Source organism: Saccharopolyspora oryzae (assembly GCF_027853915.1).
GTDB lineage: Bacteria > Actinomycetota > Actinomycetes > Mycobacteriales > Pseudonocardiaceae > Saccharopolyspora > Saccharopolyspora oryzae.
Genome location: NZ_JAQGLA010000014.1, coordinates 90,801 through 115,624, shown reverse-complemented (window position 1 = coordinate 115,624; position 24,824 = coordinate 90,801). Strand labels below are relative to the sequence as shown.

The following is a 24,824-nucleotide window of genomic DNA, read 5'->3' as shown; positions in this document are numbered from 1 at the left end:
CTAGAGCGACCCAAAGTGCTCACGGATGCTCACTTGCCGGTCGCCATGCGGAGGACGTCGAGGGCTTCGTCGAGCTGCTCGACGGTGAGCTTGCCGGAGTCGACGTGGCCGCGCTCCAGGACGACCTCGCGGATCGTCTTGCGCTCCTTGAGGGCCTGCTTGGCGACCGCCGCCGCTTCCTCGTAGCCGATGTAGCGGTTCAGCGGCGTGACGATCGACGGCGAGCCCTCGGCGTAGGCGCGGGCCTGCTCGACGTTGACCTGCACGTCGGCGAAGACCTTGTCGGCCAGCAGGCGGGACACCGCGGCCAGCAGCCGGGCCGACTCGAGGACGTTGCGGGCGATCACCGGCAGCATCACGTTGAGCTGGAAGTTGCCCTGCGATCCGGCGAAGGCCACCGCCGCGTCGTTGCCGATCACCTGCGCGACGACCTGGAGGGTCGCCTCCGGGATCACCGGGTTGACCTTGCCCGGCATGATCGACGAACCGGGCTGCAGGTCCGGCAGCGCCAGCTCGGCCAGGCCGGTGCGCGGGCCGGAACCCAGCCACCGCAGGTCGTTGGCGATCTTGGTCAGGCTGACCGCGACGGTGCGCAGGTGACCGGAGGTCTCCACCACCGAGTCCTGCGCGGCCTGCGCCTCGAAGTGGTCGCGCGCCTCGGTCAGCGGCAGGCCGGTGACCGAGGCGAGCTCGGCGGACACCGCCTCGCCGAAGCCGTCCGGTGCGTTGAGGCCGGAGCCCACGGCGGTGCCGCCGATCGGCAGCTCGCCCAGCCGCGGCAGGCCGCTGCGCAGCCGCTCGACGCCGTAGCGGACCTGCGACGCCCACGCACCGGCCTCCTGGGCCAGCGTGATCGGCACCGCGTCCATCAGGTGCGTGCGGCCGGACTTGACCACCTCGGTCCACTCGGCAGCGCGGGCCTCGACGGTGGCCGCGAGGTGCTCGAGCGCCGGGATGACGTCGGTGAGCACGGCTTCGGTGGCGGCGACGTGGATGGTCGTCGGGAAGGTGTCGTTGGACGACTGCGAGGCGTTGACGTGGTCGTTGGGGTGCACGTCGCGGCCCAGCCGGCGCGAGGCCAGGGTCGCGATGACCTCGTTGGCGTTCATGTTCGACGACGTGCCGGAGCCGGTCTGGAACACGTCGATCGGGAAGTGCGCGTCGTGCGCGCCTTCGGCGACCTCGTCGGCCGCAGCGGCGATCGCCTCGGCGACGTCGGCGTCGAGCACTCCGAGCCGAGCGTTGACCCGGGCGGCGGCGGCCTTGAGCAGGCCGAGCGCGCGGATCTGGGCGCGTTCCAGGCCGCGCCCGGAGATCGGGAAGTTCTCCACGGCCCGCTGCGTCTGCGCGCGGTACAGGGCGTCGGCGGGCACCCGCACCTCGCCCATCGTGTCGTGTTCGATCCGGTACTCCTGTTCACCCATGACAGAAGTGTCCCGCCGCGATGACCACCGGGGCAGCGTGGGCCGCCCCACTCATCGCCCGCGACCAGCCGAAAAGCCCTTTCTGGAACGATGAAGGTGCCGCATCTCGCACAGCGCGAAGGGCGCCTCCCACGAGGGGAGACGCCCTTCGGGTGCGCTCGGATCAGCCGATGGTGTCGCTGATCCAGGACTTGTAGGCCGTCGCGTCCGTGTAGATGGACGGCGCCGTGCCGCAGACCGGGACCAGGCTGCCCAGGCGGCTGGTGACGCCGGTGAGCTTCCAGTCGCCCGGCTGGCCCTCCAGCTGCGGGCCGCCCGAGTCGCCGAAGCAGGCGTTGGCCAGCAGCTCCGAGCTGCCGGTGCAGATCTCGGTGTCGGCGTCGACGCCGCTCAGCGAGCACTGCGCGTCGGGGACGACCTGGGTGTCCAGCTCCTGCAGCTGCTCCGGCGGCTGGCCGCAACCGCGCACCGGGCAGGTCACGCCCCAGCCGATGATGCGCGAGGGCGTGCCCGCGTCACCGGAGGAGTCGGCGATCTGGATCGGCTTCTCCGGCACCGCCTGGTCCAGCTTCAGCAGCGCGATGTCCCCGTTGGGGTTCTTGGTCGCGTAGTCCGGGTGCACCACGATCTCGGACACGCCGACCTCGGTGCCGCCGGTGGTCTGGTTCGGGCTGCCGATGCGCAGGCCGAGGTCGGCCGGCGTGACGTCCTGGACGCAGTGCGCGGCGGTGACCACCCACTGCTCGTCGATCAGCGACGCGCCGCAGCTGTGCTTGCCGCCCCGCTGCAGCGAAGCCATCCAGTCGTACTGCTCGGTGGCGTCGTGGCCCCCGACGATCAGCGCGCCTGGGTCGTCGGCTGCGGTCGCGGCCGGTGCGACACCCGCGCCCAGCGCGAGCGCGGCGATGCCCGCGAGCAGCATTGACCTCTTCTTCACGAAATTCCTCCCCGACGAGATCCCCGTTCCCGGTGAACGTATGGGCGGGGGATCGGGGCGGGTACCGCCGACTGCCGCAGCGCTTTCGCCGGAGTGGCCCAGCATCTCGCCGCTGGCGCGGACATCGCGGACGGATCGGGCTAGCCTGGGTTCGTCCACGCGATCGATGACGAGGTGGTGGGCATGACCGGGGTGTCGCACGAGGTCGATCTGCTGATCGTCGGAGCGGGTCCGACGGGGCTGTTCGCCGCCTACTACGCGGGTTTTCGCGGGATGTCGGTGGCGCTGGTGGACGCGCTGCCCGAGCCCGGCGGTCAGGTGACCGCGATGTACCCGGAGAAGATGATCTTCGATGTGGCCGGGTTCCCCGAGGTGCGCGGCCGGGATCTGGTCGCCGCGCTGGTGGAGCAGGCCGATCAGTACGCCCCGCGCTACCTGCTCGGCGAGCACGCCGTTGAGCTGTCCGATGTGGATGGTGGACTGCTGGTCGGCGTCGGCGACGAGTCGGTGCGGGCGGGTGCGGTCCTGGTCACCGCCGGGATCGGCGAGTTCAGCCCGCGTCCGCTGCCCGTCGGTGGCGACTGGGTCGGCCGCGGCGTGGTGCACTTCATCCCCGAGCTGTCCATCCACAGTGGACGCGACGTGGTGGTGGTCGGCGGCGGGGACTCCGCGTTCGACTGGGCCCTGGCGCTGCACCCGGTGGCGCGCAGCGTCGCGCTGGTGCACCGCCGGTCGCGGTTCCGCGCGCACCCGGGCCTGGTCAGCAAGGTCGAGGACCTGGGCGTCCCGCTGATCACCCCGGCCGAGGTGGTGGAGATCCGCGGCGACGACAGCGGAGTCCGCGAGGTCGAGATCGAGGTGGGCGGATCGGAGCGCCGGGTGCTGCCCGCGCAGACCGTGGTCGCCGCGCTGGGCTTCACCGCCGACCTGGGCCCCATCGAGGAGTGGGGCCTGGAGCTGGACAAGCGGGCGATCCTGGTCGACACGACGATGCGCACCAACCGGCCGCGGGTCTACGCGGCAGGCGATGTCGCGGCGTACCCGGGCAAGGTCAAGCTGATCGCAACGGGATTCGGCGAAGCGGCCACGGCGGTCAACAACATCGCCGTCGAACTCAACCCGGAAGCCCACCTCTTCCCGGGCCACTCCTCCAACCTGACCTGACCTCCGCCGATTCGATCACGGGAGCCCTGACCGGCGGAGAAAGGCGAACGCGCAACCGGTGTGGGGCCCGGTTGCGCGTTCGTGTCGATCGGGGCTGGTCAGCCGCCGGTGTTCTGGTTGACCCAGTCCGCGTAGGCGGTCACGTCGGTGTAGATCGACGGACCGGTGGCGCAGGTCGAGTCGTTGTTGCCGGCGCGGCTCGTCGCACCGATCAGCTCCCAGTTGCCCTGGGTGCCCTTGATCTGCGGGCCGCCCGAGTCGCCGTAGCAGGCGCCGGAGTTGCCGTTCGGGTTGTCCGTGCAGATCTCGCCCTGGCCGTCGATGCCCTGGCAGGTGTTGTCGTCGACGATCTGGGTGTCGAGCTCCTGCAGGTTCTGCGGGGCCGGGCCGCAGCCGGGCTCGCCGCAGGTCTGGCCCCAGCCGATGATCCGGGTGGCGGTGCCCGGGTCACCGGAGGCGGAGGCGATGTTGATCGGGGCCGCCTGCAGCGGGTGGTCCAGCTGGAACACCGCGATGTCACCGGAGGGGTGCGTCTGCACGTTGGTGACCTTGGCCTCTTCGCCACCGGTGGTGTGGTCGTTGCTGCCGACCCGCACGGTGAAGTCGCCGCCGCCCTGCACGCAGTGCGCCGCCGTCACGACCCAGTCGGGCTTGATCAGCGAGCCACCGCAGATGTGCGAACCCTGCTGCTGCAGGGACACCATGAACGAGTACTCCTCGGTGGCGTCGTGGCCGCCGACGATGTACGGGTTGACGTCGTCGGGCTGGGCAGTCGCGGGCATGCCCAGTGCGCCTAATGCGCCGACGGCCGCGAGGGCGGCGATGAGAACCGAACGCTTCCGCATTTCCGTCGAATCCTCCCGAGGTCCCGGCTCCGCTGGCCGGCTGGGTACGGACAGTAAGGGGATTCGCTCCATCGACGTACCCACTAAGGGATGAGACCGGAAATGGAGAAGCGGTGACCCGCTGCGAAACAGCAGGTCACCGCTTCAAGAACCGAGCAGGCTCCGATGCCCGGGGATATTTACCAGTTTCCCGGAAGCGCCGGTCAGGGCAGCAAGCCGTGGCGAGCGGAGTCGTCGCCGTAGTCCACATCGGCGTACTCGCGCAGCTTGGTCAGCCGGTGCTGGCCCTCGATGACGCGCACGGTGCCGGACTTGGAGCGCATCACGATCGACTGCGTGGTGCACCGGTTCGCGCGGTAGTGCACGCCCTTGAGCAGCGCGCCGTCGGTGATGCCGGTGGCGCAGAAGAACATGTTGTCGCCGCGCACCAGGTCCGAAGTGGTCAGCACCTGGTTCACGTCGTGCCCGGCCTCGCGCAGCTTCGCGCGCTCGGCGTCGTCGCGCGGCCACAGGCGGGTCTGGATCTCGCCGTCGAGGCACTTCAGCGCGCAGGCCGAGATGATGCCCTCCGGGGTGCCGCCGATGCCCAGCAGCATGTCCACGCCGCTGCCCGGGCGCGCCGCCGCGATCGCACCGGCCACGTCGCCGTCGGAGATGAACTGGATGCGCGCGCCCGCCTCGCGGACCTCCTTGACGATCTGCTCGTGGCGCGGGCGGTCCAGGATGCACACCGTCACGTCCGAGACGTCGATGTGCTTGGCCTTGGCGACCCGGCGCACGTTCTCCGCGATCGGTGCGCTGATGTCGATGGACCCGGCGGCCTCCGGACCGACGGCCATCTTCTCCATGTAGAACACCGCGGACGGGTCGAACATGGTGCCCCGCTCGGAAACCGCGAGCACCGCCAGCGCGTTCGGCATGCCCTTGCTGAGCAGCGTGGTCCCGTCGATCGGGTCGACGGCGACGTCGCACGCCGGGCCCTCGCCGTTGCCGACCTCCTCGCCGTTGAACAGCATCGGGGCTTCGTCCTTCTCGCCCTCGCCGATCACCACGACGCCCTGCATCGACACGGTGCCGATGAGCTTGCGCATCGCGTCCACCGCGGCGCCGTCACCGGAGTTCTTGTCACCGCGGCCGACCCACCGTCCGGCGGCCATCGCGGCCGCTTCGGTCACGCGGACGAGTTCCATGGCGAGGTTGCGGTCCGGGGCTTCCCGGTGTCGTTCGGTGCTGGAGCTCATCGCGCCTCCCGGTCGTGATCAATCTTCGGGTTCTACTGCCCGAGCACGACGGGACCAGGCCCGCGCTCAGGCTCGCTGGCTCCGATCTTCGCAGATCGGCGGCCTGGTCGGAGGCATCGCGTGGGCCAGCCCACTCCGGCCGCGCCTGCCCGACCGGCAGGAAGGCCGCTGGTGAGAGCATGGTGGTCGTGGCCGAACCCAGCAACCAGCAACCGGCGCCGTCGCGTCCGCCCCGGACCGTTTCGGCGATGGTGTTCGCGATCCTCTCGCTGGTCCTGATCGCCTTCGGGATGGCGGGCCTGCTGGGCCGGTGCTCGTTCAACCCCGGCAGCCCCTCGGTCGAGGTCCCGACCGTCAACGTGCCCGCCGAGCTGGACCGGGCGTCCGCGCGCGTGCACTTCCCGCTCCTCGACCCCGAACTGCCGGCGAACTGGCGCTCCAACTCGGTGAACGTGCTGACGCTGCGCTCGCACGCCGAGGTCGTGCGCGTCGGCTGGCTGACCGGCGGCGGCCACTACCTGCGCTTCTCCCAGTCGACGGCCGTCGAGGAAGAGCTGGTCACCGCCGACACCCGCCAGCCGCCGCAGGCGCTGGGCACGGTCGAAGCCGGCGGCCAGCAGTGGGTCCGCTACCAGAGCGTCGGCGAGGAGCAGGCCTGGGCGACCGACCACAACGGCGTCCGCCTCCTGATCGCAGGAGACGCAGCGGAACCCGAGTTCCGAACCCTCGCCGAAGCAGCCCTCAAAGCCCCCACCAAACCCTGACCCCCGGTCCCTCACGCTCCACACCCGTGCTCCGTGGTCCGGGGGTTCCGCAATTTCAATGGAAATCAGACGTCCAATTTCCATTGAAATTGCGGAAGTTCTCCACAGGCAGGACGACCTGTCCACAAGCGTCGGTGTGTCGGGTCCCAACACGCCGATACGTCCCGTCCTGGGCTGCGCCTATACCCGGAAGGTGCGGGTTGTCAAGTCGAGACCACAGTTTCAATTGAAACTGCAAAACCCAGGCACGGCCGAGCGCAGTTTCAATTGAAACTGTGGTTCAAGGTGGGCCGTGCGTCGTCGGTTGGTCGGAGCGATGCGGTGCACAGGTGTCGGCGTGTCAGATGCGGACACGCCGATGATCCGCAACTTCAATGGAAATCGGACCTTCGATTTCCATTGAAATTGCGGGACCCGGCAGCCAGGCAGGGGGAGGGTTACTCCTGTTCGACGGCGGCGAGGGCGCGTTCCACGCGCTCGCGGGCGCCCGCGAGGTGGCGTTCGCACACCGCCGCGAGGGCTTCGCCGCGCTCCCAGAGCGCTAGGGAGTCCTCGAGGGACAGGCCGCCGGCCTCCAGCTGCTTGACCACATCGGCCAGCTGGTCGCGGGCCTGCTCGTAGCCGAGCTCAGCGATCTCCGGGTAGTCGGCCACCGGGTCGAAGTGCTCGTCCTGCTGCTCGTTCGCGGTCACGGGGTCGGACTCTCCACGTTCTTCTGCACGGACACCACCGCGGTGGCGATCGCCTGGTCGTAGCCGACGAACGCCTCGGCGAACTCGGCACCGTCGCCTTCGCGCACCGCGTCGTTGATGCGCAACTGCGCCTCCGCGACCCTACGTCGGTGCGCCGACACCGCCCACCACCCGGCCCCCACGTACCCGGAAGTGGCCTCGACCAGCGCGCGCAGCTGCGACGGCAGGTCCCGGCGATCGGCGGACTGGCAGCCGCCGAGCAGCGCGGCCCAGCACCCGGCCGCAGCGGTGTCCGCTGCTTCGGCGCGGCGCTGCACCTCACCGGCCTGACGCGAACCGGTCGCCGCGGAACGCGCGACACCGACGGTCAGGGGGAGGAACGAGGGGTCCAGCTCGGGGTGCACGGTTCTTCCGTCCTGTTCAGCCTGCTCGATCCGGCACGACGGCCTGGATCGCACCGTCAACGACCCGCACCCGCAATCGAGTTCCCGGCGGGGCTTCGTCGACCGATCGGAGCACGCCGTCCGCGCCGTCCTCGATGCGCTGCACGATCGCGTATCCACGAGCCAGCGTGGCCGCAGGACCGAGGGTCGTCAAGCGAGATCGGGTGGCGGTCAGCGCGTGCTGCTCGGTGTTGAGCGCGGTGGTCATCGCCCGCCGGGCGCGGTCGCGCAGCATGCCCACCTGCTCAGCGCGCTGCGCCAGCGGCCCGAGCGGATCGGCCAGCACCGGACGGCTGCGCAGCGCATCGAGCAGCCGCCGCTCCCGGTCCACCCATCCGTGCAACGCGCGGCGGGCGCGGTCGCGCAGCTGGTGGATGCGCTGGGTCTCCTCGGCCACGTCGGGCACCACGCGCTTGCCCGCGCCGGTCGGCGTCGAGCAGCGCACGTCGGCGACGTGGTCCAGCAGCGGCGAGTCAGGTTCGTGCCCGATGGCGCTGACCACCGGCGTGCGGCAGGCCGACACCGCGCGGCACAGTGCTTCGTCGGAGAACGGCAGCAGGTCCTCGACGCTGCCGCCGCCGCGGGCCAGCACGATCACGTCGACCTCGGGCATCTTGTCGAGCTCCTGCAGCGCCTCGAGGATCTGCGGCACCGCGCTCGAGCCCTGCACGGCGACGTTGCGGATCTCGAACTGCACGGCGGGCCAGCGCAGCTCCGCGTTGGTCAGCACGTCGTGCTCGGCGGCGGAGGCGCGGCCGGTGATCAGCCCGACCCGGTTCGGCAGGAACGGCAGCGGCCGCTTGCGGGCCGGGTCGAACAGGCCCTCCGCCTTGAGCAGCTGGCGCAGCCGTTCGATGCGGGCCAGCAGCTCACCGATGCCGACCGCGCGGATCTCGTCGACCCGCAGGCTCAGTGTGCCGCGCCCGACGAAGAACGTCGGCTTGCCGTGCACCACGACCCGGCTGCCGTCGGTCAGCGGCGGATCCATCTTGCGGAGCATCGCGGAGGAGCAGGTCAGCGTCAGCGACACGTCGGCGGACGGGTCGCGCAGCTGCAGGAACGCGGTGGCGGCGCCGGGGCGCATCGAGATCTGGGTGATCTGGCCCTCGACCCAGATCGAGCCGAGGCGGTTGATCCACTCGGCGATCTTGCGCGCGACGGTCCGTACCGGCCAAGGCTCCTCAGGGCTCGTCGGGGAAGTCAGCTGCACTCCTCAGATCTCGTCGGGAAGTCGTGGCTCATTCGTCGCGGAGGCGTTCCAAGCGGTTCTTCAGCATGCGGAGGAACTCGGGGCGCTGCTCGTGCTGCTGCTCGTGGGCGAGCAGCTCGGCCAGTTCCGCTTCGCCGAACGAGCGGAGCCTGCCGCGCAGCTGGGGCAGCGTCAGCTCGTCGTACTCGGCGATCAGCGAGGACTCCGCCGCGGGGGCCTCCGGTTCGTCCTCGTCGAAGGTCGCCCAGGCGGGCTGCTCCTCCGGGGTGCGCAGCACGGCGAGCGCCTCGTCGCCCTTGATCGCCAGCTCGGTGATCTGCTGCTGGACCCGCATCGACGCCTGCAGCGCCTGGCTGGCCACGGTGACCGGCAGCCCGAGCAGCGTGGTCGGCAGGTGACGGGCCTGTTCGACGGCGGTGGCCGCCAGCCCCGCGGCGACTCGCACCGGCAGCGGAAACGAAGACATGTGCCCAGCCTGCCGCACTTGACCCCGGGAAGCCATCACCTCACCGCACTACTGTGATCAGCCCCGCGGCCCGGCGACGTGATCTGCGTCCGCCAGGCCGGGCGCGAGGCTGAACGCTCGTCCTTGGTCTTGAAACGCCGGAGGCGTTTAGCCCACCCTCGCAGCTTGCACCGCCGCGGGTTCTCAGGCGTCGTCTGACGAGGACAGCCCCAGTGCTGTGTATTGGTCATACATGAGTCGGGGATCCCGGAGATCAGACGGCGTCTGAGGTTCCGCTACCTGCACCGCTACGCAAAATGAGTGAAGACAGGTTCTGAGCGTTGCGGGGTAGGTCCGTACCCTTGGGGGCATGACGACCTCGCCCGAGGCCACTGACCTCGTTGACCAGGACGCCGGGCCGACCAAGCGCGTTCTGCTGGCCAAGCCGCGTGGGTACTGCGCAGGTGTCGACCGCGCGGTGGTCACCGTCGAGAAAGCGCTCGAGACCTACGGCGCACCGATCTACGTGCGCAAGGAGATCGTGCACAACCGGCACGTGGTGGACACGCTGTCCGAGCGCGGCGTGATCTTCGTGGACGAGACCGACGAGGTGCCCGAGGGCGCGCTCGTGGTGTTCTCGGCGCACGGCGTGTCCCCGGCGGTGCACGAGGAGGCGGCCAAGCGCAACCTCCGCACCATCGACGCGACCTGCCCGCTGGTCACCAAGGTGCACAAGGAGGTCCACCGGTTCGCCCGCGAGGACTACGACATCCTGCTGATCGGCCACGAGGGCCACGAGGAGGTCGAGGGCACCGCCGGTGAGGACCCGGACCGCGTGCAGCTGGTCGACAAGCCGGAGGACGTCGACAAGGTGGAGGTCCGCGACCCGAACAAGGTCGTGTGGCTGTCGCAGACCACGCTCAGCGTGGACGAGACGATGGAGCGGGTGGACCAGCTCAAGGAGCGGTTCCCGGACCTGCAGGCGCCGCCGAGCGACGACATCTGCTACGCCACCTCCAACCGCCAGCACGCGGTGAAGGCGATGGCGCCGGAGTGCGACCTGGTGATCGTGGTCGGCTCGCAGAACTCCTCGAACTCCAAGCGCCTGGTCGAGGTCGCCCTGCAGGCCGGCGCGTCGGACTCGCACCTGGTGGACTTCGCCTCGCAGATCGACGAGGCCTGGTTGGAGGGCGTCACCACGGTCGGCGTGACCAGCGGTGCCTCGGTGCCGGACGTGCTGGTCATGCAGGTCCTGGACCACCTGGCGGAGCGCGGCTGGAACCAGGTCGACGAGGTCACCACGGCCAACGAGAAGGTCACCTTCGCCCTGCCGCGGGAGCTCCGCAAGGACCTGGACAGCAACCCGGACAAGCCCCGGGGCGTCCGCTGACCCGGATCCGGTGACGAACCAGACCTGAAAAAAGGCACCCGGCCGATCCGCCGGGTGCCTTTTTCGCGTCTGCTGAAGTCCTCATCCGTACCGCTCGTCGCGTCGCGGCCTCCGGGCTCGCCTCGGCGGCTCGCCCTGCGGCGGCTCCGCCGGCCGCGGCCGTCCCGGCGCCTGCCGCGGGGCTGCGCCCCGCCGCGGCGGCACGGCCCGCTCCGCCGGCCGGCCTTCCGCTCCGCGCGGTCGCCCGGGCGCGGCTTCGCCTCGCCGGGGCGCTTCGCTGCGTCGCGGCGGCTCCTCCCGCCGCGGCCGTCCTGGCGCCTGCGCGCGTCCGCGCTCACCGCGCTCCGCGCGCTCGGGCCGTTCACCTCGTTCAGGCCGCTCGCGCCGCTCACCGCGTTTCGGACGTCCGTCCTCACCACGGGGCTTGCGCTCCTCGGGGCGCCGCTTGCGCTCTTCACCTGCGGGCTTGCGGGGCGGGTTGGGCAGCCGGCGCTTCTTGGTGGCCGCATCGGGGTCGGCGTCCTCGGGGCGCTTGCCGGGCTTCTCCGTAACGAACATGCGGACGAGCCCGATACCCAGAGCGACGATCGTGGCCCCGGCCATGATCGGGAAGCTGCTGATCAACGGGCGCGCTACCGCGAGCGCCTTGCCGGTGAAGCCCGCACCCGCGGCGGCACCGGACCCGGTCAACAGCACCAGCAGCGGCATCACGATGACCAGGACCAGCGGCGGCTGCACCATCGGACCGAAGACGTTGCGCCGCTTGACCAGCAGCACACCCAGCACGCTCCCGACGAAGAAGCACGCCTTGAACAGGATGCCGGGTTGGCTCCAGATCAGGATGTCCAGCACGGTGCCGATCGCGGTGGGCACTGCGGCCAGCAGCACGGCAACCCACAGCGGCACTCCGGCCGAGCGGAAGGCCGAGCGCGCCGACCAGGGAGGCAAGCCGTTGCCGGGGGAGGAGCTCTGGCTCTCGCGGATCGCGGTCACGAGTCACAACGGTAACGGTCCAGTACGCCGGGCGTAGAGCCCTCTTCCAGAACTTGCGGATTACCCCACGTTCGGTTCCGGCGATTCCGGCCCCGCGATGACCGGAATGCGATGTTCGTGCCGATCATCGGGCGAGCTGTCGCTTGGCCGGGTGTGTGAACCTTGACACAAGTAGCGTGAGCATTTTAGCGTCCGAGCAATCGTTTTCTCGCGTTCCGCGAACGGCGTGACGGGAGGCTCATGGGCACAGCGCCACCGCTGGTCGAAATGGCCGGCATCAGCAAGCGCTACGGGGGTGTGCTGGCGTGCGACGACGTGGACCTGTCGGTCCTCGCCGGTGAGGTGCACGCGCTGCTGGGGGAGAACGGCGCCGGCAAGAGCACGCTGATGAAGGTGCTGTCCGGTGACGTCACCGATCACGCTGGATCGATTTCGATCGAGGGCCGGCAGGTCCAGTTCGGCAAACCGGCCGACGCCCAGCACGCCGGGGTCGCGATGATCCACCAGGAGCTCGACCTGGTCCCGGCGCTCAGCGTCGCGGAGAACCTCCACCTCGGGCGCGAGCCGCGCAACCGCTTCGGCGCGGTCGACCGCCGGAAGATGGCCGACCGCACCCGGGAGCTGCTGCGCCGCACCGGCATGGAGCTGGACCCGCAGCGCCCGGTCGGCGAACTGCGCGTCGGCGAGCAGCAGCTGGTCACCATCGCCCGCGCGCTGCTGCTGGACGCGAAGGTGCTGATCATGGACGAGCCGACCTCGGCGCTGTCCAGCACCGAGGTGGAGCGGCTGTTCGCGGTGATCGCCGAGCTGCGCCGCAGCGGCACCGGCATCGTCTACATCTCGCACCGGATGGACGAGATCGGCCGGGTGGCCGACCGTGCCACCGTGCTGCGCAACGGCCGCAAGGTCGCCGAGTTCGACGCCCGGGAGCTGACCGCCGAGCAGGCCGCCGAGGCGATGGTGGGCCGCTCGGTGAAGACCAGGTTCCAGACCGAGCAGCACGAGGTGGGCGAGGAGCTGCTGGCGGTGTCGGGCTTCGCCGTGCGCCCGCGCCGACCGAAGGTGGGCCGCCGGGAACCCGCGGGCATCGATCTGACCGTGCGCCGCGGGGAGATCGTCGGGCTCTGCGGGTTGCTCGGCGCAGGACGCACCGAACTGCTGGAAACGCTGTTCGGGGCGGGGTCCTCCGGCACGTGGGAGGGGGAGGTGACCCTCGACGGGCGCCCGGTGCGGCCGAGGGGTCCGCGCCGTGCGCTGCGCGAGGGCATCGCCTTCGTGCCGGAGGACCGCAGGAGTTCCGGGCTGGTGCTGGAGCACTCGGTGCTGGCCAACACGGTGCTGTCGGTGCTCGACAAGCTGGGGCCGCTGGGGCTGGTCCGCCGCCGCAAGGAGGTGGCAACGACCGAGGGCAGCGTGCAGCAGCTCAAGGTCAAGCTCGGCCGGATCCTCGACCCGGTCGGCACCCTGTCGGGTGGCAATCAGCAGAAGGTCGTGTTCGGCCGGATGTTGCTGACCGAACCCCGGCTGCTGCTGCTGGACGATCCCACCCGCGGGGTGGACATCGGCGCGAAGGCGGAGATCTACCAGCTGCTCGGCGAGATCGCCGAACGCGGCATCGGGGTGCTGCTGGCGTCCTCGGAGCTACCGGAGCTCGTCGGCGTCTGCCACCGGGTGGTGGTGCTGCGCGGTGGCCGCAGCGTCGCCGAGTTCGACACCGCGCAGGCCGGCGAGGCCGAACTGCTGGCTGCCGCGATGGGCGAGCGGTCGGGTGATGGGTCCGACCCGGTGGTCGGCACCGGGCCGCAGAGCACCGGGGGAGGCGCGAGGTGAGCAACCAGACGGCGGAGCGGCCTTCGGCGGCCGCGCCGCAGAAGCGGACGAGCACCGTCGAGACGCTGTTCCGGTTCCAGAGCTTCTTCGGACTGGTCGCGGTGTTCCTCGCCGCGGTGATCTTCTCGCCCCGCAACGACGAGGGGCAGATCCTCTTCCTGACCAGCGACAACCTGTTCAACATCGTGCGCGCGGTGTCGGAGATCGGGATCATCGCGGTCGGCTTGACCTTCGTGATCCTGATCGGCGGCATCGACCTGTCCGTGGGGTCGGTGCTCGGCCTGGCCGCGGTCGGCTCGGCCGTGCTGATGGTGGAGGACGGCCTCGGGGTGTGGGCGGCCGTCGTGCTGGTGCTGATCGCCGGCATCGTCTTCGGCGCGCTGCAGGGGACCGCGGTCGCGCTGCTGGGGGTGCAGGCGTTCATCGTCACGCTGGCCGGGTTGCAGATCGCGCGCGGACTGGCGCGCATGTGGTCCGGCGGCGAGACCGTGCAGATCTCCTACGGGGACGGGCCGGGGCAGGCGCCGATGCTGTTCTCGCTGCTCGGCGAGCGCACGTTCGGCGGTGTGGTGCCGATCCCGGTGCTGATCTTCGCCGTGGTGGCGGTGGCCGCGATCCTGTTCCTGCGGAGCAGCGCGTACTCGCGGCACCTCTACGCCATCGGCGGCAACGAGAAGGCCGCGCGGTTGTCCGGTGTGCCGGTGAACCGGGTCAAGATCGTCGCGTTCGCCATCTCCGGGTTCTGCGCCGCGCTGGCCGGGATCGTGCACGCCGGACAGCTCAACGCGGGCAGCCCGAACGACGGCATCGCCTACGAGCTGGACGGGATCGCCGCGGTGGTCGTCGGCGGCACCAGCCTCGCCGGTGGCCGCGGCTCGGTCATCGGCACCATCGCCGGTGCGCTGCTGCTCGGCATCCTGAACAACATCCTGAGCCTGAACAGCGTCAACACCGATCTGCAACTGCTCATCAAGGGTCTGGTGATCGTCGCGGCGGCGGCGCTGCAGCGGCTGCGCCCCACGTCGTGAACCAACATCCGGGAGGAAGCACGATGCGCAAGACAACGAGGTCGTTGGTCGCAGCCACCTGCGCCGCATTCGCGCTCGCTGCCGCCGGTTGCGGCACCACCAGCGAGAACAGCGGGCAGGTGCAGCAGCAGGATCCCACCAAGAACTGCAAGGGCCCGGGTGGCAAGTACACGATCGGGATGAGCCAGGCCAACCTCGCCGAGCCCTACCGGGTCCGGATGGACGACGACATCCGCAACGCGGCGGGCAAGGTGCCGCAGTTCGACGTGCAGTTCTCCGACGCGGCCAAGGACAACTCCAAGCAGATCAGCGACGTCGAGAACTTCGTGACCAAGCAGGTCGACCTGCTGATGATCTCGCCGAACGAGGCCACGCCGCTGACCGACGTGGTGAAGAAGGCCTACAACAAGGGAATTCCGGTCGTGGTGCTGGACCGCAAGGTCGACGGCGAGGCCTTCACCACCTACATCGGCGCGGACAACGTGCAGATCGGGCGCCAGGCGGGCGAGTACTTCAAGAACACGCTGCTGCCGCAGGGCGGCAAGATCGTGCAGATCAAGGGCCTGTCCGGCTCGACCCCGGCCGCGGAGCGCGAAAAGGGCTTCAAGGAGGGCATCGCGGGCTCGAAGATCGAGATCGTGGACACCGCGGACGGCGAGTGGGAGCGCTCGGTCGGCCAGGAGAAGATGGACGCGCTGCTCAAGGCGCACCCGGACATCCAGGCGGTGTACTCGCAGAACGACCCGATGGCCGAAGGCGCGTACCTGGCCGCGCAGGCCGCCGGTCGCAACGACCTGAAGTTCGTCGGCATCGACGGGCTGCCGATCCCCTCCGGCGGCATCAAGGCCGTCGAGGAGGGTCGTCTGCAGGCCACCAACCTGTACCCGACCGGCGGTGCTGAAGCCGTGGAGGCGGCCAAGAAGCTGCTGGTCGACTGCCAGCAGGTGCCGAAGACGCAGACCCTGCCGACCGAACTGGTCACCAAGGACAACGCCGCCGAGGTCTACGCCCGGCTGAACCAGAGCTGACCCGCCGATCCGGTCGCCGCGCTCCGGCGCGGCGGCCGGATTCGCGCCCACGCACCCGAAGTCGGGTGAACCGCGGCTCACGCCGTCCGATGTGGATACTTGCCGTGCCGAACCGATTTATTTGGTGGCACGGCCTTTTGCTGGAATCGGGCAATACACCTGGATGGTGGTTGTCGGCGAGATCGCGCCCGGTGACCATCAGATCGGGTGAATTAGCGTTCTTGATTCCCCGACACCGCAGCACTATCACTTCCTTCCCGGAGATCTCTTCCCTACGCTTTCGCGGAATGCGCGAGTGATCTTCCGCTGCGGAGCAGAACGAGAACTCGATCCAGTAGCCGCGCACCATCATCGGAACAGCTGCACCACAGTCCACTGAGGACAGTGATGCGTGGGGAGGCCGAGCACGATGAGAGTCCGCTCAGCAACGCCGCGGTCGAGCGGGAGACGCCGTGCCCGCGGAGTCGGTGCCTACCTGGGAGTCGTGGCGCTCGCAGCGGCCGGAGTGGTCGCCAACGCCGGCGTCGGGTTCGGCTCCGGTCAATCGCAGGCGCAGCCCGCAGCGCCGACCAAGGGGCCGGTCGGTTGGGACACCTACCGCAACCTCGACTCGATGTCGCAGTCCCGCGGCGCCGAGCAGTCCCTGCAGTTCTCCAGCTACGACCGCACCGGCGGGAACAACGACGGGTTCCAGGGCACCTACTCCTGCCTGCGCATCTCCGACCGCGGTTGCGTGATCGGCGAGCACGACGGCCCCGGTGAGATCACCTCGATCTGGAGCACCCGGGAACCCCTCGGCGACGTCACCGCGACCGGCAACATCGTGATCGAGCTCGACGGCCGGACGGTGGTGGACGCCCCGTTCATCGACGTGGTGCGCGGCAAGCTGGGCGCCCCGTTCGTGTGGCCGCTGGTCGGCGACGACAACGACACCGCGGGCGGCGTGGTGATCAAGGTGCCGATGCCGTACCGCAAGTCGATGCGGGTCACCGTCGAGCACAACCCGTACTTCTACCACCTGTCCTACCGCGCCTTCCCCGACGCGGACGGGGTGCAGACCTTCAACCCCAACGAGCAGGCGACCGACGTCGTCGAGAAGCTGCGCCAGTTCGGCGTCGCCGACCCGAAGGGCAGCCCCAGCGGCACCCCGGTGCGCCGCGACTTCGACCTGGCGCCCGGCGCAGTCACCCCCGTCGCCGACCTGTCCGGTGCCGGCCAGATCAACCAGCTGCGGCTGAAGGTGCCGCAGGTGGTGGCCGCACCGCAGGTCGTCGACGACGGGCGGGCGTTCGGCGCGGCCGGGCGCAGCCGGTTCACGATGCGGGTGGCGCCGAACAACGACGGCATCCGGGTGATCAGGCGGTACGACCCGCAGATCGCCGACCAGGTCGGCAGCCTCAGCGTCGACGGGCAGCAGGTCGGCGAGTGGCGCAGCGGCGGCGCCGCACCGGGTTCGTGGGGCGTGCAGGTCATCGAGGTGCCGCCGACGGTGACCTCCGGCAAGTCCACGGTGGACGTCGAGAACAAGTTCATCTCCTCGTCGCTGGACTTCAACGAGTTCCGCTACGACGTGCAGAGCAAGGTCGGCGGCGACTGGGTCCGCACCGACGTCCTCGACCTCGGACCGGGCCACCCCGGCGAAGAAGCCGCGCACGGATACCGCATCGACAACCCGGTCTTCGCCCGCGAGAAGCTGGTCGGCCGCTACCCGACGAGGCCGGAGGACGTCGCCGCTTCCGACGAGGTGCTGGACAAGATGCGCCTGCGCATCAGCTTCGACGGCCAGACCACGGTCGACGCGCCGATCGGCGAGTTCTTCGGCAGCGGCCTCGGCGAGTACGACGTGCGCAACATGATGAGCTCGATCGACCCGGGTCTGGACGGCTGGTACACGTCCTGGTGGCCGATGCCGTTCGGCCAGAACGCCAAGGTGGAGCTGGTCAACACCGGCGGGGTGCCGGTGACCGGCGCGACCGCCGAGGTGACCAGCGCGCCGACCGCACCGGTCCCCGGCGCGGGCTACTTCCACGCCACCCACCACCGCGGCCAGACGGTGCCGGGCCAGGACTGGAACTTCCTGACCGCCAGCGGATCGGGCACCTTCTACGGCGTCACGCACAGCATGCGCGGGTTGATCCCGCCGGGTGCCAGGACGCGTTCCGACCAGCCGCTCTCCGACACGCGCGCCGGCACCCGCGATGTCAACACCCGCGAGGTCAACCAGCGCAACTACCTGGAAGGCGACGAGCGGTTCTTCGTCGACGGCAACCGCGACCCGGCCTGGCACGGGACCGGCACCGAGGACTTCTACGAGTCCGGCTGGTACTTCCGGTTCGGCACCACCTACTCGATGCCGTTGGCGGGCAACCCGTCGCACGAGATCAACGGCGACGGCTGCCAGTACGACTGCACGGGCGCCTACCGGCTGTTCGTGAACGACGCGGTGCCGTTCCGCACCGGCATCGTGGCGGGCATCGAGCACGGCCCGGTCAACGACGAGCCGGGCGACTACGGCTCGACGGCCTACTGGTACGGCGGGAACGCATCGGGCCGAGCGCTGCCCGGCCTCCCGTCGGTGCCGACCCAGTCGCCGAGCGCCCCGGCCCCGTCGGCGCCTCCGTCGGAAGCCCCGACCGGACCTCCGTCGACCCCGGCGTCGCCGGCCCCGTCGGCGACTCCGGCCCGGCCGTCGACCCCGGAGACGACGGCGCCGCACACCACGGGCCAGAACGACGGAACCCGGCCGTCCGACGTCGAACAAGCGGTCCAGGACGCCGTCGAAGAGCACCAGTCCAACGGCTGACCACCAGGTCGGAGCAGAGCGAACGGACCGTTCACCTCGAAAGGAGAGGTGGGCGGTCCGTTCGCTTCAGCCCTGCTGGGGCCGGGTGCTGCTGGCGCGGGCGACCAGGTGCGCGGAGAGGGTCGTCGTGGTCACCTCGCCCCGTTCACCGGCGATCCGGCCGAGGAGGAGCTGGGCCGCTACCGCCCCGACGTCGTAGGCGGGCTGGGCGACGACCGTCAGGGGTGGGTCGAGCAGGGTTGCCCACGGTGCGTCGTCGAAGGCCACCACGCCGATATCGCGACCGGGGCGCATGCCGAGCTCGGCGCAGGTCTCCAGCACGCCGACCGCCATCATGTTGTTGCCCACCAGCACCGCGTCCGGGCGGTCCGGCTGGGTCAGCAGCGAATGCGCGGCCTGCTTGGCGCCGGCCGCCTTGAACTCCGACCGCCGCACCAGCTCGTCGCTCTCCGGCAGCCCCGCGGTGCGGAGGCCGTCGCGGTAGCCCGCGAGCCGGTCGTCGGCGGTGAGCACGCCGCTCGGGCCGGTCAGGCAGGCGATCCGGCGGTACCCCTGGTCGGCGAGGTGCTGGACCGCCTCGGCTGCGGCGAGCCGGCTGTCCACGAGCACGGTGTCGCTCGGCGAGTTCGGCAGCGGCCGGTCCACCGCCACGACCGGCGTGGTGTGCCGGCCGAGCAGCTCGGCGCTCTCGCCGTGCCCGGTGGGGGACAGCAGCACCCCGGCGACCCGCTCCTGCAGCGCGACGTCGATGTACTCGCGCTCCTTCTCCGGCTCGTCGTCGGAGTTGCACAGCACCACCGAGTAGCCCGCCGCGTGCGCCACGTCCTCGACACCGCGCGCGATCGCGGTGAAGAACGGGTTCTCCACGTCCGCGATGATCAACGCCAGCACCGCGGTCTCCTGCTTGCGCAGGTTGCGGGCCGGGCCGTTGGGCCGGTAGCCGAGTTCGGCAGCCGCGGTGAGCACCCTGGCGGCCAGCGCGGGGTCGACGGAGCTCTTGCCGTTGAGCGCGCGGGAAACCGTCGCGGTGGACACCCCGGCGCGGGTCGCCACGTCACTGATCGTCGCCACGGTTCCTCCTCGTGACCTCTTCCCGAGTGATGGCGGGCCACCTGCCTTGACAGCCCGTGTCCTGCCAGAATAGCGTCCGAGTAAACGATTGCTCGCCGGTGATATCGGCTTTTCGGACACGAGTTGTTCCGGTCGGGCGACCCCGCGGGGGAGCCCGCCGGGTGGTGCTGGTGGCGCCTCCTCGCCGCCGCTCCTGCGCAGTCAACGCCGCCTGTCGCTCAATTTGGAGGAACTGTGGCCCGCATCGGTGTCGTCAGCATTTCCGACGGTCGTCACCACGTCCACGCCCGCAACGCCGACTTCATCCAGTCCAAACAGGACGGTCTGGTTCGGGCGCTGCGCGACGCCGGGCACGAAGTGGTGGTCGGCGACGACCTGGTGGCCACCAACGCGCTGGCCACCTCGGTGGCCCGCGAGGTCGCCGCAGCCGACGTGGACGTGACCGTCTTCTACTACGCGGTCTGGTCCTTCCCGCACTTCACGATGCTCGCCGCGGACGCGACCCGCAGTCCGCTGGTGCTGGTGGCCAGCACCGACCCGACCGAGCCGGGACTGGTCGGCATGCTCGCCGCCGGTGGTGCGCTGGACCAGATCGGTCGCCGGCACACCCGCGCGTGGGGCGCGCCGGACGACGCCGCGCTGGTCGAGAAGATCGGCGTGCAGGCCACGGCGTCGGCCGCGGTGAAGTCGCTGCGCGGTTCGACCTTCGGCCGGTTCGGCGGGCGGCCGATGGGCATGAACACCGCGGTGGCCAACACCGACCAGTGGATGCGCAAGTTCGGCATCGACGTCGAGGAGATCGACCAGTACGAGCTGGTGTTGCGCGCGGACAAGGCGGACGCCGGGGAAGCCCGCAAGGCCCGCGAGTGGATCGAGCAGCACGCGGCCGGGGTGCACTACGACGGCAAGAAGCTGACCCCGGATCTGCTGGAGCGGCAGCTGCGCTCCTACCTGGCGATCCGGGACATCATCGCCGAGCGCAACCTGGACTTCTCCGGGATCAAGGCGCAGCCGGAGCTGACCGAGAACTTCGCGACCATGGACGTCACCGAGGCGTTCCTCAACGACCCCTACGACTGGAACGGTCCGAAGGAAACTCACGTCTGTGCCACCGAGGCGGACATGGACGGCGCGCTGACCATGCAGCTGTTCAAGGCCATCTCCGGCAAGCCGGTGCTGTTCGCCGACGTCCGCCACTACCACGCCGACCGCGACATCTGGGACCTGTGCAACTCCGGTCAGCACGCCACCTGGTACGCCGCGCGCAGCGACGACCCGGCGGAGAACCTGGCCAAGGTCAACTTCTACCCGGAGGTGTTCTTCTTCCCGGCCGGTGGCGCGTCCGTCCAGCACATCGCGGCGCCGGGCGAGATGACGCTGGGCCGGTTGACCCGCGAGGACGGCGAGTACCGGCTGCAGCTGATGCTCGGCGAGTTCGAGAGCTACGACGACGCCACCAACAAGGCGCTGGTGGACCAGTCGACGCCGGAGTGGCCGCACGCCTTCGCACGCCTGGACGCGCCGGGCGAGCTGTTCCTGTCGAAGTTCGGCGCCAACCACATCCACGCCATCCCCGGCGACCACCGCGAAACCCTCCGAGCAGTGGCGTCCCAGCTCGACGTCCGCCTCGACGAGTGGACCCGCGGCTGACCGCTGTGGACGACGGACGCAAATTCAATGGAAATTGGACGTCCGATTTCCATTGAATTTGCGTTCCGCGCGTCGGGGAGACTGGGGCGCGGTGGGGGACCGAAGGTGCGAGTTGAGGAGGCGTGGTGGCCGAGAAGGTTCTGCTCGGGATCGACATCGGGACGGCTAGTTCGAAGGGCGTGCTGGTCAGCACCGACGGGCGGATCCTGGCCCGGGCGAGTCGGCAGCACGAGACGTCCTACCCGCACCCGGGGTGGGTCGAGCACGATCCCGAATCGGTGTGGTGGGAGGACTTCCTGGCGCTGGCGCGGGAACTCGTCCCGGCCGCCGAAGGGCGCGAGATCGCCGGGCTCGGCGTCAGCGGCATCGGCCCGGTGCTGCTGCCCGCCGACGGCGACGGCAAACCCCTGCGCCCGGCGATCCTCTACGGCGTCGACACCCGCGCGACCGAGGAGATCGCCGAGCTGACCGAGGAGTTCGGTGCCGACGAGATCCTGCGCCGGGGCGGCTCGGCGCTGTCCAGCCAGGCCGTCGGGCCGAAGATCCGCTGGCTGGCCAAGCACGAACCGGAGGTCTACGAGCGCACCGAGATGCTCCTGATGTGCAGCTCGTACCTGGTGCACCGGCTCACCGGGCGCTACGTGCTCGACCACCACTCGGCCAGCCAGTGCGACCCGCTCTACGACCTGCAGTCCCGCAGCTGGGCGGAGGACTGGGCGCAGCGCGTGGCGCCCGGGTGGGCGCTGCCGGAGCTGGCCTGGCCGACCGAGGTCGTCGGGCACGTCAGCGCGCGGGCGGCGGCCGAAACCGGTCTGCCGGAAGGACTTCCGGTCACCGCCGGAACCGTGGACGCCTGGGCGGAAGCCACCAGCGTCGGCGTGCGGCAGCCGGGCGACGTGATGCTGATGTACGGCACCACGATGTTCTTCGTCCAGGTCCTCGACGAGGTGCGGCCGCACCCGGCGCTGTGGGGCACCTGCGGTGCGTTCCCCGGCACGTACACGCTGGCGGCGGGCATGGCGACTTCGGGCGCGGTCACGCAGTGGCTGCGGAACCTGGTCGACGGCGAGTTCGCCGACCTGGTCGAGCAGGCCTCGGCGGTTCCCGCGGGCAGCCGCGGTCTCCTGCTGCTGCCGTACTTCGCGGGGGAGCGGACGCCGATCTTCGACCCGGACGCGCGGGGGATGCTCGCCGGGCTGACCCTCGAGCACGGCAGGGCCGAGCTGTACCGGGCGGCGCTGGAGGGCATCGGGTTCGGCGTCCGCCACAACCTGGAGGCGATGGGGGAGGCCGGCGGCACGGCCGGGCGGCTGGTCGCGGTCGGCGGCGGCACCCAGGGCGGGTTGTGGACGCAGATCGTCTCCGACATCACCGGCCAGGAGCAGCAGGTGCCGGGCGAGACGATCGGTGCGGCCTATGGCGATGCGCTGCTCGCCGGGGTGGGCACGAGCACGGCCGTCGAGCCGGACAGCTGGAACCCGGTGGCTCGCACCGTCCGACCGAACCCTGAGCACACCGAGCGTTACGACACCTACTTCCGCCACTACCGCGACCTCTACGACTCGACGGTGCGGATCGCGCACTTCTTGGCTGGTGAGCAGCGTGCGGCGGATGAGCGCGGCTGATTCGCCGATGACGCTCCACTGATCTTGTTAAGCTCATGCATTCGAGTGAGCTTTAGCTAGATCGGGGAGGGCTCGGGGCGGATGTCGGTGACGCGACGTGTCCTGGCGGCCTGCTTCGCCCTGATCGCTCTGCTCACCGCCGGGTGCTCGCGCGTCTCGGGTGCCGACGAAGCTCCGCAGGTCGAGGTGGCGACGCGCGACCTGGGCGCGGCCGAGGTGGTGCGCGACCAGGTTTACGCCGAGCACGACACCGGTGCGCTGAAGCTGGACCTGTTCCTGCCCGCTCGGCAGCAGACCCCGGCTCCGCTGGTGGTCTACGTCCACGGTGGCGGCTGGGACGCCGGCAAGCGCACGATCGACGCGGACCTCAGCGCCACCGAGGCCTTGACCACGCAGCGCCTGCTGGAACGCGGCTACGCGGTCGCGACGGTGGACTACCGGCTGACCGGGGTGGCCCAGGCTCCGGCGCAGATCATCGACGTCGCCGACGCGGTGCGCTGGTTGCAGCAGCGTTCCGGTCAGTGGGGCCTCGACGGCGATCGGGTCGCGCTCTGGGGCGCGTCCGCGGGCGGGCACCTGGTGTCTCAGCTCGGTGCGATCGCCGGCGACCCGGACAAGCCGGGCGGCGGGCTGACCGGGATCCGCGCGGTCGTGGACTGGTTCGGCCCGACGGACATGAGCGCGGAGGCGCAGCGCGCGCAGCCGCACATGCAGGAGTACGCGCGCCGGGTGGTCGAGCAGCTGCTCGGGTGCATGCCGGTGGACTGCCCGGAGAAGGCGGCGGCGATCAGCCCGGTCCGCAACCTCTCCGGCGACGAGCCGCCGTTCCTGATCCAGCAGGGCACGGCGGATTCCCTGGTCCCGCTGGAGCAGAGCCTGGACTTCGCGGCCGACCTGCGCCGCCGCGGCGTGACGGTGGAGATGCACCCGTACGAGGGCCTGGACCACGGCTTCGGCAAGGGCCCCCACACGGCCCTGATCGCGGACACCGTCACGGCCTTCGTCGAGACCTACGTCTGACTGAGGGTTTTCCACCCTCGTCCTGCACTGGTACCTCCGGCCGTTTGGCCTGGTAGGTGGTCGTGAGTACTTTGGGGCGTTATAGCAACCCAAAGTGCTCACGACCCGAGTTGCACCGTCCTCAGTGGACGACCTGTCAGCGGGGTTCGTTCTCCGCGCTCTGGACGAGTTGGGGTGCGTCGTCGTCCGGGAGCGGCGTTGAAGTGCCGTTGACCAGGGCGTCTTCGTTGCGGCGGACCGAGTCGACCGTGCCGGAACCGGCTGCTTCGGCCAGGGGCTGGACCGCGCTGCGGAAGGATTCGAGGGCGTCGAGCTCGCGGCGCCGGGCCGAGACGAAGCGCTGGAGGTGGGTGCTGGAGAGGTTCACCGCTTCCACCGCGCCGTTCGCGGCCCGCTGGGCCCGGACCGCTTGGCCGCGCACCTGCTCGATGTCCTCGGCGATGGTGCGTTCCGTGCCCGCGAACATCGCCGCCGAGGCCAGCACCGCGAAACCCGTTGGTCCGCACAGGAAGACGCGCTTGTCCAGCAGCCAGGTCAGCAGCTGCGGGTCGGTGTCCAGGGCGGCGACCACCGCCGCGTCGGACGGCACGAACATGATCGAGCCGTAGATCGCATCGGCCCACTTCTGGTAGCCCTTGCCCGCGAGCTCGGTGGCGCGGGACCGGATGTTGCGCACGTGCACCCGCAGCGCGTCGCGGCGCTCCTCGGCGTCGTCGGTCTCCATCGCCTCGGCCCACACCGCCAGGCTCGCCTTCGCGTCGACCGGGACCTGTCGGCCACCGCCGACCTCGAGCACCATGTCCGGCCGGGCCGCGCCGCCGCCTGCGAGGTCGGTCTGCAGCGTGAAGTGGATGCCTTCGCGCAGGCCCAGCGACCGCGCTGTCTCGACCAGGACCTGCTCGCCGAGCTCGCCGCGGCCGGTGATCGAGGCGAAGGCCACCTCGTACCGGCGCAGCGCGGCCTGCTGCTCGGTGCTGCGGGCGCGTTCGGCCTCGACCATGCGCAGCGCCTCGTCGGCGCGGTGCGCGCTGTCGGTGTACAGCCGCCAGATCAGCACCAGCGCCGCGGCGAACAACAGCGTCAGCACGACGACGATGGTGATCAGGACGCCGGTACCCACATGAGCTCCGTCCGGTAGTGGCCGCTTCCAGCCCAAATGATGGCCGACCGACCCGACAAGATCACGCACCCCGGCGCGAGCCCCGCGTCACCCGCAGGCCG

Annotated in this window: 21 protein-coding genes; 10 read left to right on the top strand and 11 right to left on the bottom strand. The window is 70.4% G+C overall.

All coding sequences use genetic code 11. From position 1 onward, the window contains the following. Positions 1 to 29: 29 nt before the first annotated feature. Both OU415_RS12780 and OU415_RS12775 read right to left on the bottom strand, forming a co-directional pair. Positions 30 to 1,424 carry a class II fumarate hydratase gene (locus OU415_RS12780; RefSeq protein ID WP_270948902.1) on the bottom strand — a complete coding sequence of 465 codons (1,395 nt, stop codon included), beginning with the start codon at positions 1,422 to 1,424 and terminating at the stop codon, positions 30 to 32. Positions 1,425 to 1,587: 163 nt separating this feature from the next. After that, the gene (locus tag OU415_RS12775) at positions 1,588 to 2,346 is read right to left on the bottom strand and encodes a S1 family peptidase (RefSeq protein WP_270948916.1); all 759 of its coding nucleotides are present in this window, start codon (positions 2,344 to 2,346) and stop codon (positions 1,588 to 1,590) included. 198 nt (positions 2,347 to 2,544) lie between these two features. Between OU415_RS12775 and OU415_RS12770 the strand changes: the two genes are divergently transcribed. Next, positions 2,545 to 3,525 carry an NAD(P)/FAD-dependent oxidoreductase gene (locus OU415_RS12770; RefSeq protein WP_270948901.1) on the top strand — a complete coding sequence of 327 codons (981 nt, stop codon included), beginning with the start codon at positions 2,545 to 2,547 and terminating at the stop codon, positions 3,523 to 3,525. Positions 3,526 to 3,623: 98 nt separating this feature from the next. On the opposite strand, the gene OU415_RS12765 is transcribed toward OU415_RS12770, so the two are convergent. Beyond that, positions 3,624 to 4,370, bottom strand: a complete 747-nt coding sequence (locus OU415_RS12765; RefSeq protein ID WP_270948900.1) for a S1 family peptidase — start codon at positions 4,368 to 4,370, stop codon at positions 3,624 to 3,626. A 203-nt stretch (positions 4,371 to 4,573) separates the two neighbouring features. Further along, positions 4,574 to 5,611 (bottom strand): class II fructose-bisphosphatase, encoded by a 1,038-nt coding sequence (glpX, locus tag OU415_RS12760; protein WP_270948899.1) that lies wholly within the window; start codon positions 5,609 to 5,611, stop codon positions 4,574 to 4,576. A gap of 179 nt (positions 5,612 to 5,790) precedes the next feature. Here glpX and OU415_RS12755 point away from each other — a divergent pair, with 179 nt between their 5' ends. Next, positions 5,791 to 6,375 (top strand): DUF4245 domain-containing protein, encoded by a 585-nt coding sequence (locus OU415_RS12755; protein ID WP_270948897.1) that lies wholly within the window; start codon positions 5,791 to 5,793, stop codon positions 6,373 to 6,375. A gap of 437 nt (positions 6,376 to 6,812) precedes the next feature. On the opposite strand, the gene OU415_RS12750 is transcribed toward OU415_RS12755, so the two are convergent. The 4 genes from OU415_RS12750 to OU415_RS12735 are packed head-to-tail and all read right to left on the bottom strand — an operon-like array spanning position 6,813 to position 9,186. Next, entirely contained in the window at positions 6,813 to 7,067 is a 255-nt protein-coding gene (locus tag OU415_RS12750) for an exodeoxyribonuclease VII small subunit (protein ID WP_270948896.1), read from the bottom strand. After that, entirely contained in the window at positions 7,064 to 7,471 is a 408-nt protein-coding gene (locus tag OU415_RS12745) for a hypothetical protein (RefSeq protein ID WP_270948895.1), read from the bottom strand. The genes OU415_RS12750 and OU415_RS12745 overlap by 4 nt, the downstream gene beginning before the upstream one ends. A gap of 16 nt (positions 7,472 to 7,487) precedes the next feature. Next, positions 7,488 to 8,714 (bottom strand): exodeoxyribonuclease VII large subunit, encoded by a 1,227-nt coding sequence (xseA, locus tag OU415_RS12740; protein ID WP_270948915.1) that lies wholly within the window; start codon positions 8,712 to 8,714, stop codon positions 7,488 to 7,490. 34 nt (positions 8,715 to 8,748) lie between these two features. Beyond that, positions 8,749 to 9,186 (bottom strand): lipid droplet-associated protein, encoded by a 438-nt coding sequence (locus OU415_RS12735; RefSeq protein WP_270948894.1) that lies wholly within the window; start codon positions 9,184 to 9,186, stop codon positions 8,749 to 8,751. A 349-nt stretch (positions 9,187 to 9,535) separates the two neighbouring features. Between OU415_RS12735 and OU415_RS12730 the strand changes: the two genes are divergently transcribed. Next, positions 9,536 to 10,555: a 4-hydroxy-3-methylbut-2-enyl diphosphate reductase gene (locus OU415_RS12730; protein ID WP_270948892.1), complete on the top strand. Its 1,020-nt coding sequence runs from the start codon at positions 9,536 to 9,538 to the stop codon at positions 10,553 to 10,555. Positions 10,556 to 10,636: 81 nt separating this feature from the next. On the opposite strand, the gene OU415_RS12725 is transcribed toward OU415_RS12730, so the two are convergent. After that, positions 10,637 to 11,548, bottom strand: a complete 912-nt coding sequence (locus OU415_RS12725; protein ID WP_270948891.1) for a DUF6542 domain-containing protein — start codon at positions 11,546 to 11,548, stop codon at positions 10,637 to 10,639. Between the two features lie 240 nt (positions 11,549 to 11,788). On the opposite strand from OU415_RS12725, the gene OU415_RS12720 reads away from it, so the two are divergent. The 4 genes from OU415_RS12720 (at position 11,789) to OU415_RS12705 (ending at position 18,237) form a co-directional block, all read left to right on the top strand. Beyond that, on the top strand, positions 11,789 to 13,378 hold the full coding sequence (locus OU415_RS12720) for a sugar ABC transporter ATP-binding protein (protein WP_270948890.1): 1,590 nt from the start codon (positions 11,789 to 11,791) through the stop codon (positions 13,376 to 13,378). Beyond that, complete coding sequence (locus tag OU415_RS12715; protein ID WP_270948887.1) at positions 13,375 to 14,406, top strand: ABC transporter permease; 1,032 nt, start codon at positions 13,375 to 13,377, stop codon at positions 14,404 to 14,406. The genes OU415_RS12720 and OU415_RS12715 overlap by 4 nt, the downstream gene beginning before the upstream one ends. 23 nt (positions 14,407 to 14,429) lie before the next feature. Further along, a complete protein-coding gene (locus OU415_RS12710; RefSeq protein WP_270948885.1) occupies positions 14,430 to 15,434 on the top strand; it encodes a substrate-binding domain-containing protein in 1,005 nt (334 codons plus the stop codon). A gap of 484 nt (positions 15,435 to 15,918) precedes the next feature. Next, positions 15,919 to 18,237: a glycoside hydrolase family 172 protein gene (locus OU415_RS12705; protein WP_270948884.1), complete on the top strand. Its 2,319-nt coding sequence runs from the start codon at positions 15,919 to 15,921 to the stop codon at positions 18,235 to 18,237. Positions 18,238 to 18,303: 66 nt separating this feature from the next. Here the strand turns inward: OU415_RS12705 and OU415_RS12700 are convergent, their stop codons facing one another. After that, the gene (locus tag OU415_RS12700) at positions 18,304 to 19,308 is read right to left on the bottom strand and encodes a LacI family DNA-binding transcriptional regulator (RefSeq protein WP_270948883.1); all 1,005 of its coding nucleotides are present in this window, start codon (positions 19,306 to 19,308) and stop codon (positions 18,304 to 18,306) included. Between the two features lie 234 nt (positions 19,309 to 19,542). Between OU415_RS12700 and OU415_RS12695 the strand changes: the two genes are divergently transcribed. From OU415_RS12695 to OU415_RS12685, 3 genes are all read left to right on the top strand, one after another. Beyond that, positions 19,543 to 20,958, top strand: a complete 1,416-nt coding sequence (locus OU415_RS12695; protein WP_270948881.1) for an L-fucose/L-arabinose isomerase family protein — start codon at positions 19,543 to 19,545, stop codon at positions 20,956 to 20,958. 125 nt (positions 20,959 to 21,083) lie between these two features. Continuing rightward, a complete protein-coding gene (locus OU415_RS12690) occupies positions 21,084 to 22,583 on the top strand; it encodes an FGGY-family carbohydrate kinase (protein WP_270948880.1) in 1,500 nt (499 codons plus the stop codon). Positions 22,584 to 22,664: 81 nt separating this feature from the next. Then, entirely contained in the window at positions 22,665 to 23,603 is a 939-nt protein-coding gene (locus tag OU415_RS12685; RefSeq protein WP_270948879.1) for an alpha/beta hydrolase, read from the top strand. Positions 23,604 to 23,739: 136 nt separating this feature from the next. On the opposite strand, the gene OU415_RS12680 is transcribed toward OU415_RS12685, so the two are convergent. Next, the gene (locus OU415_RS12680; RefSeq protein ID WP_270948878.1) at positions 23,740 to 24,723 is read right to left on the bottom strand and encodes a DNA recombination protein RmuC; all 984 of its coding nucleotides are present in this window, start codon (positions 24,721 to 24,723) and stop codon (positions 23,740 to 23,742) included. Positions 24,724 to 24,824: the final 101 nt, after the last annotated feature.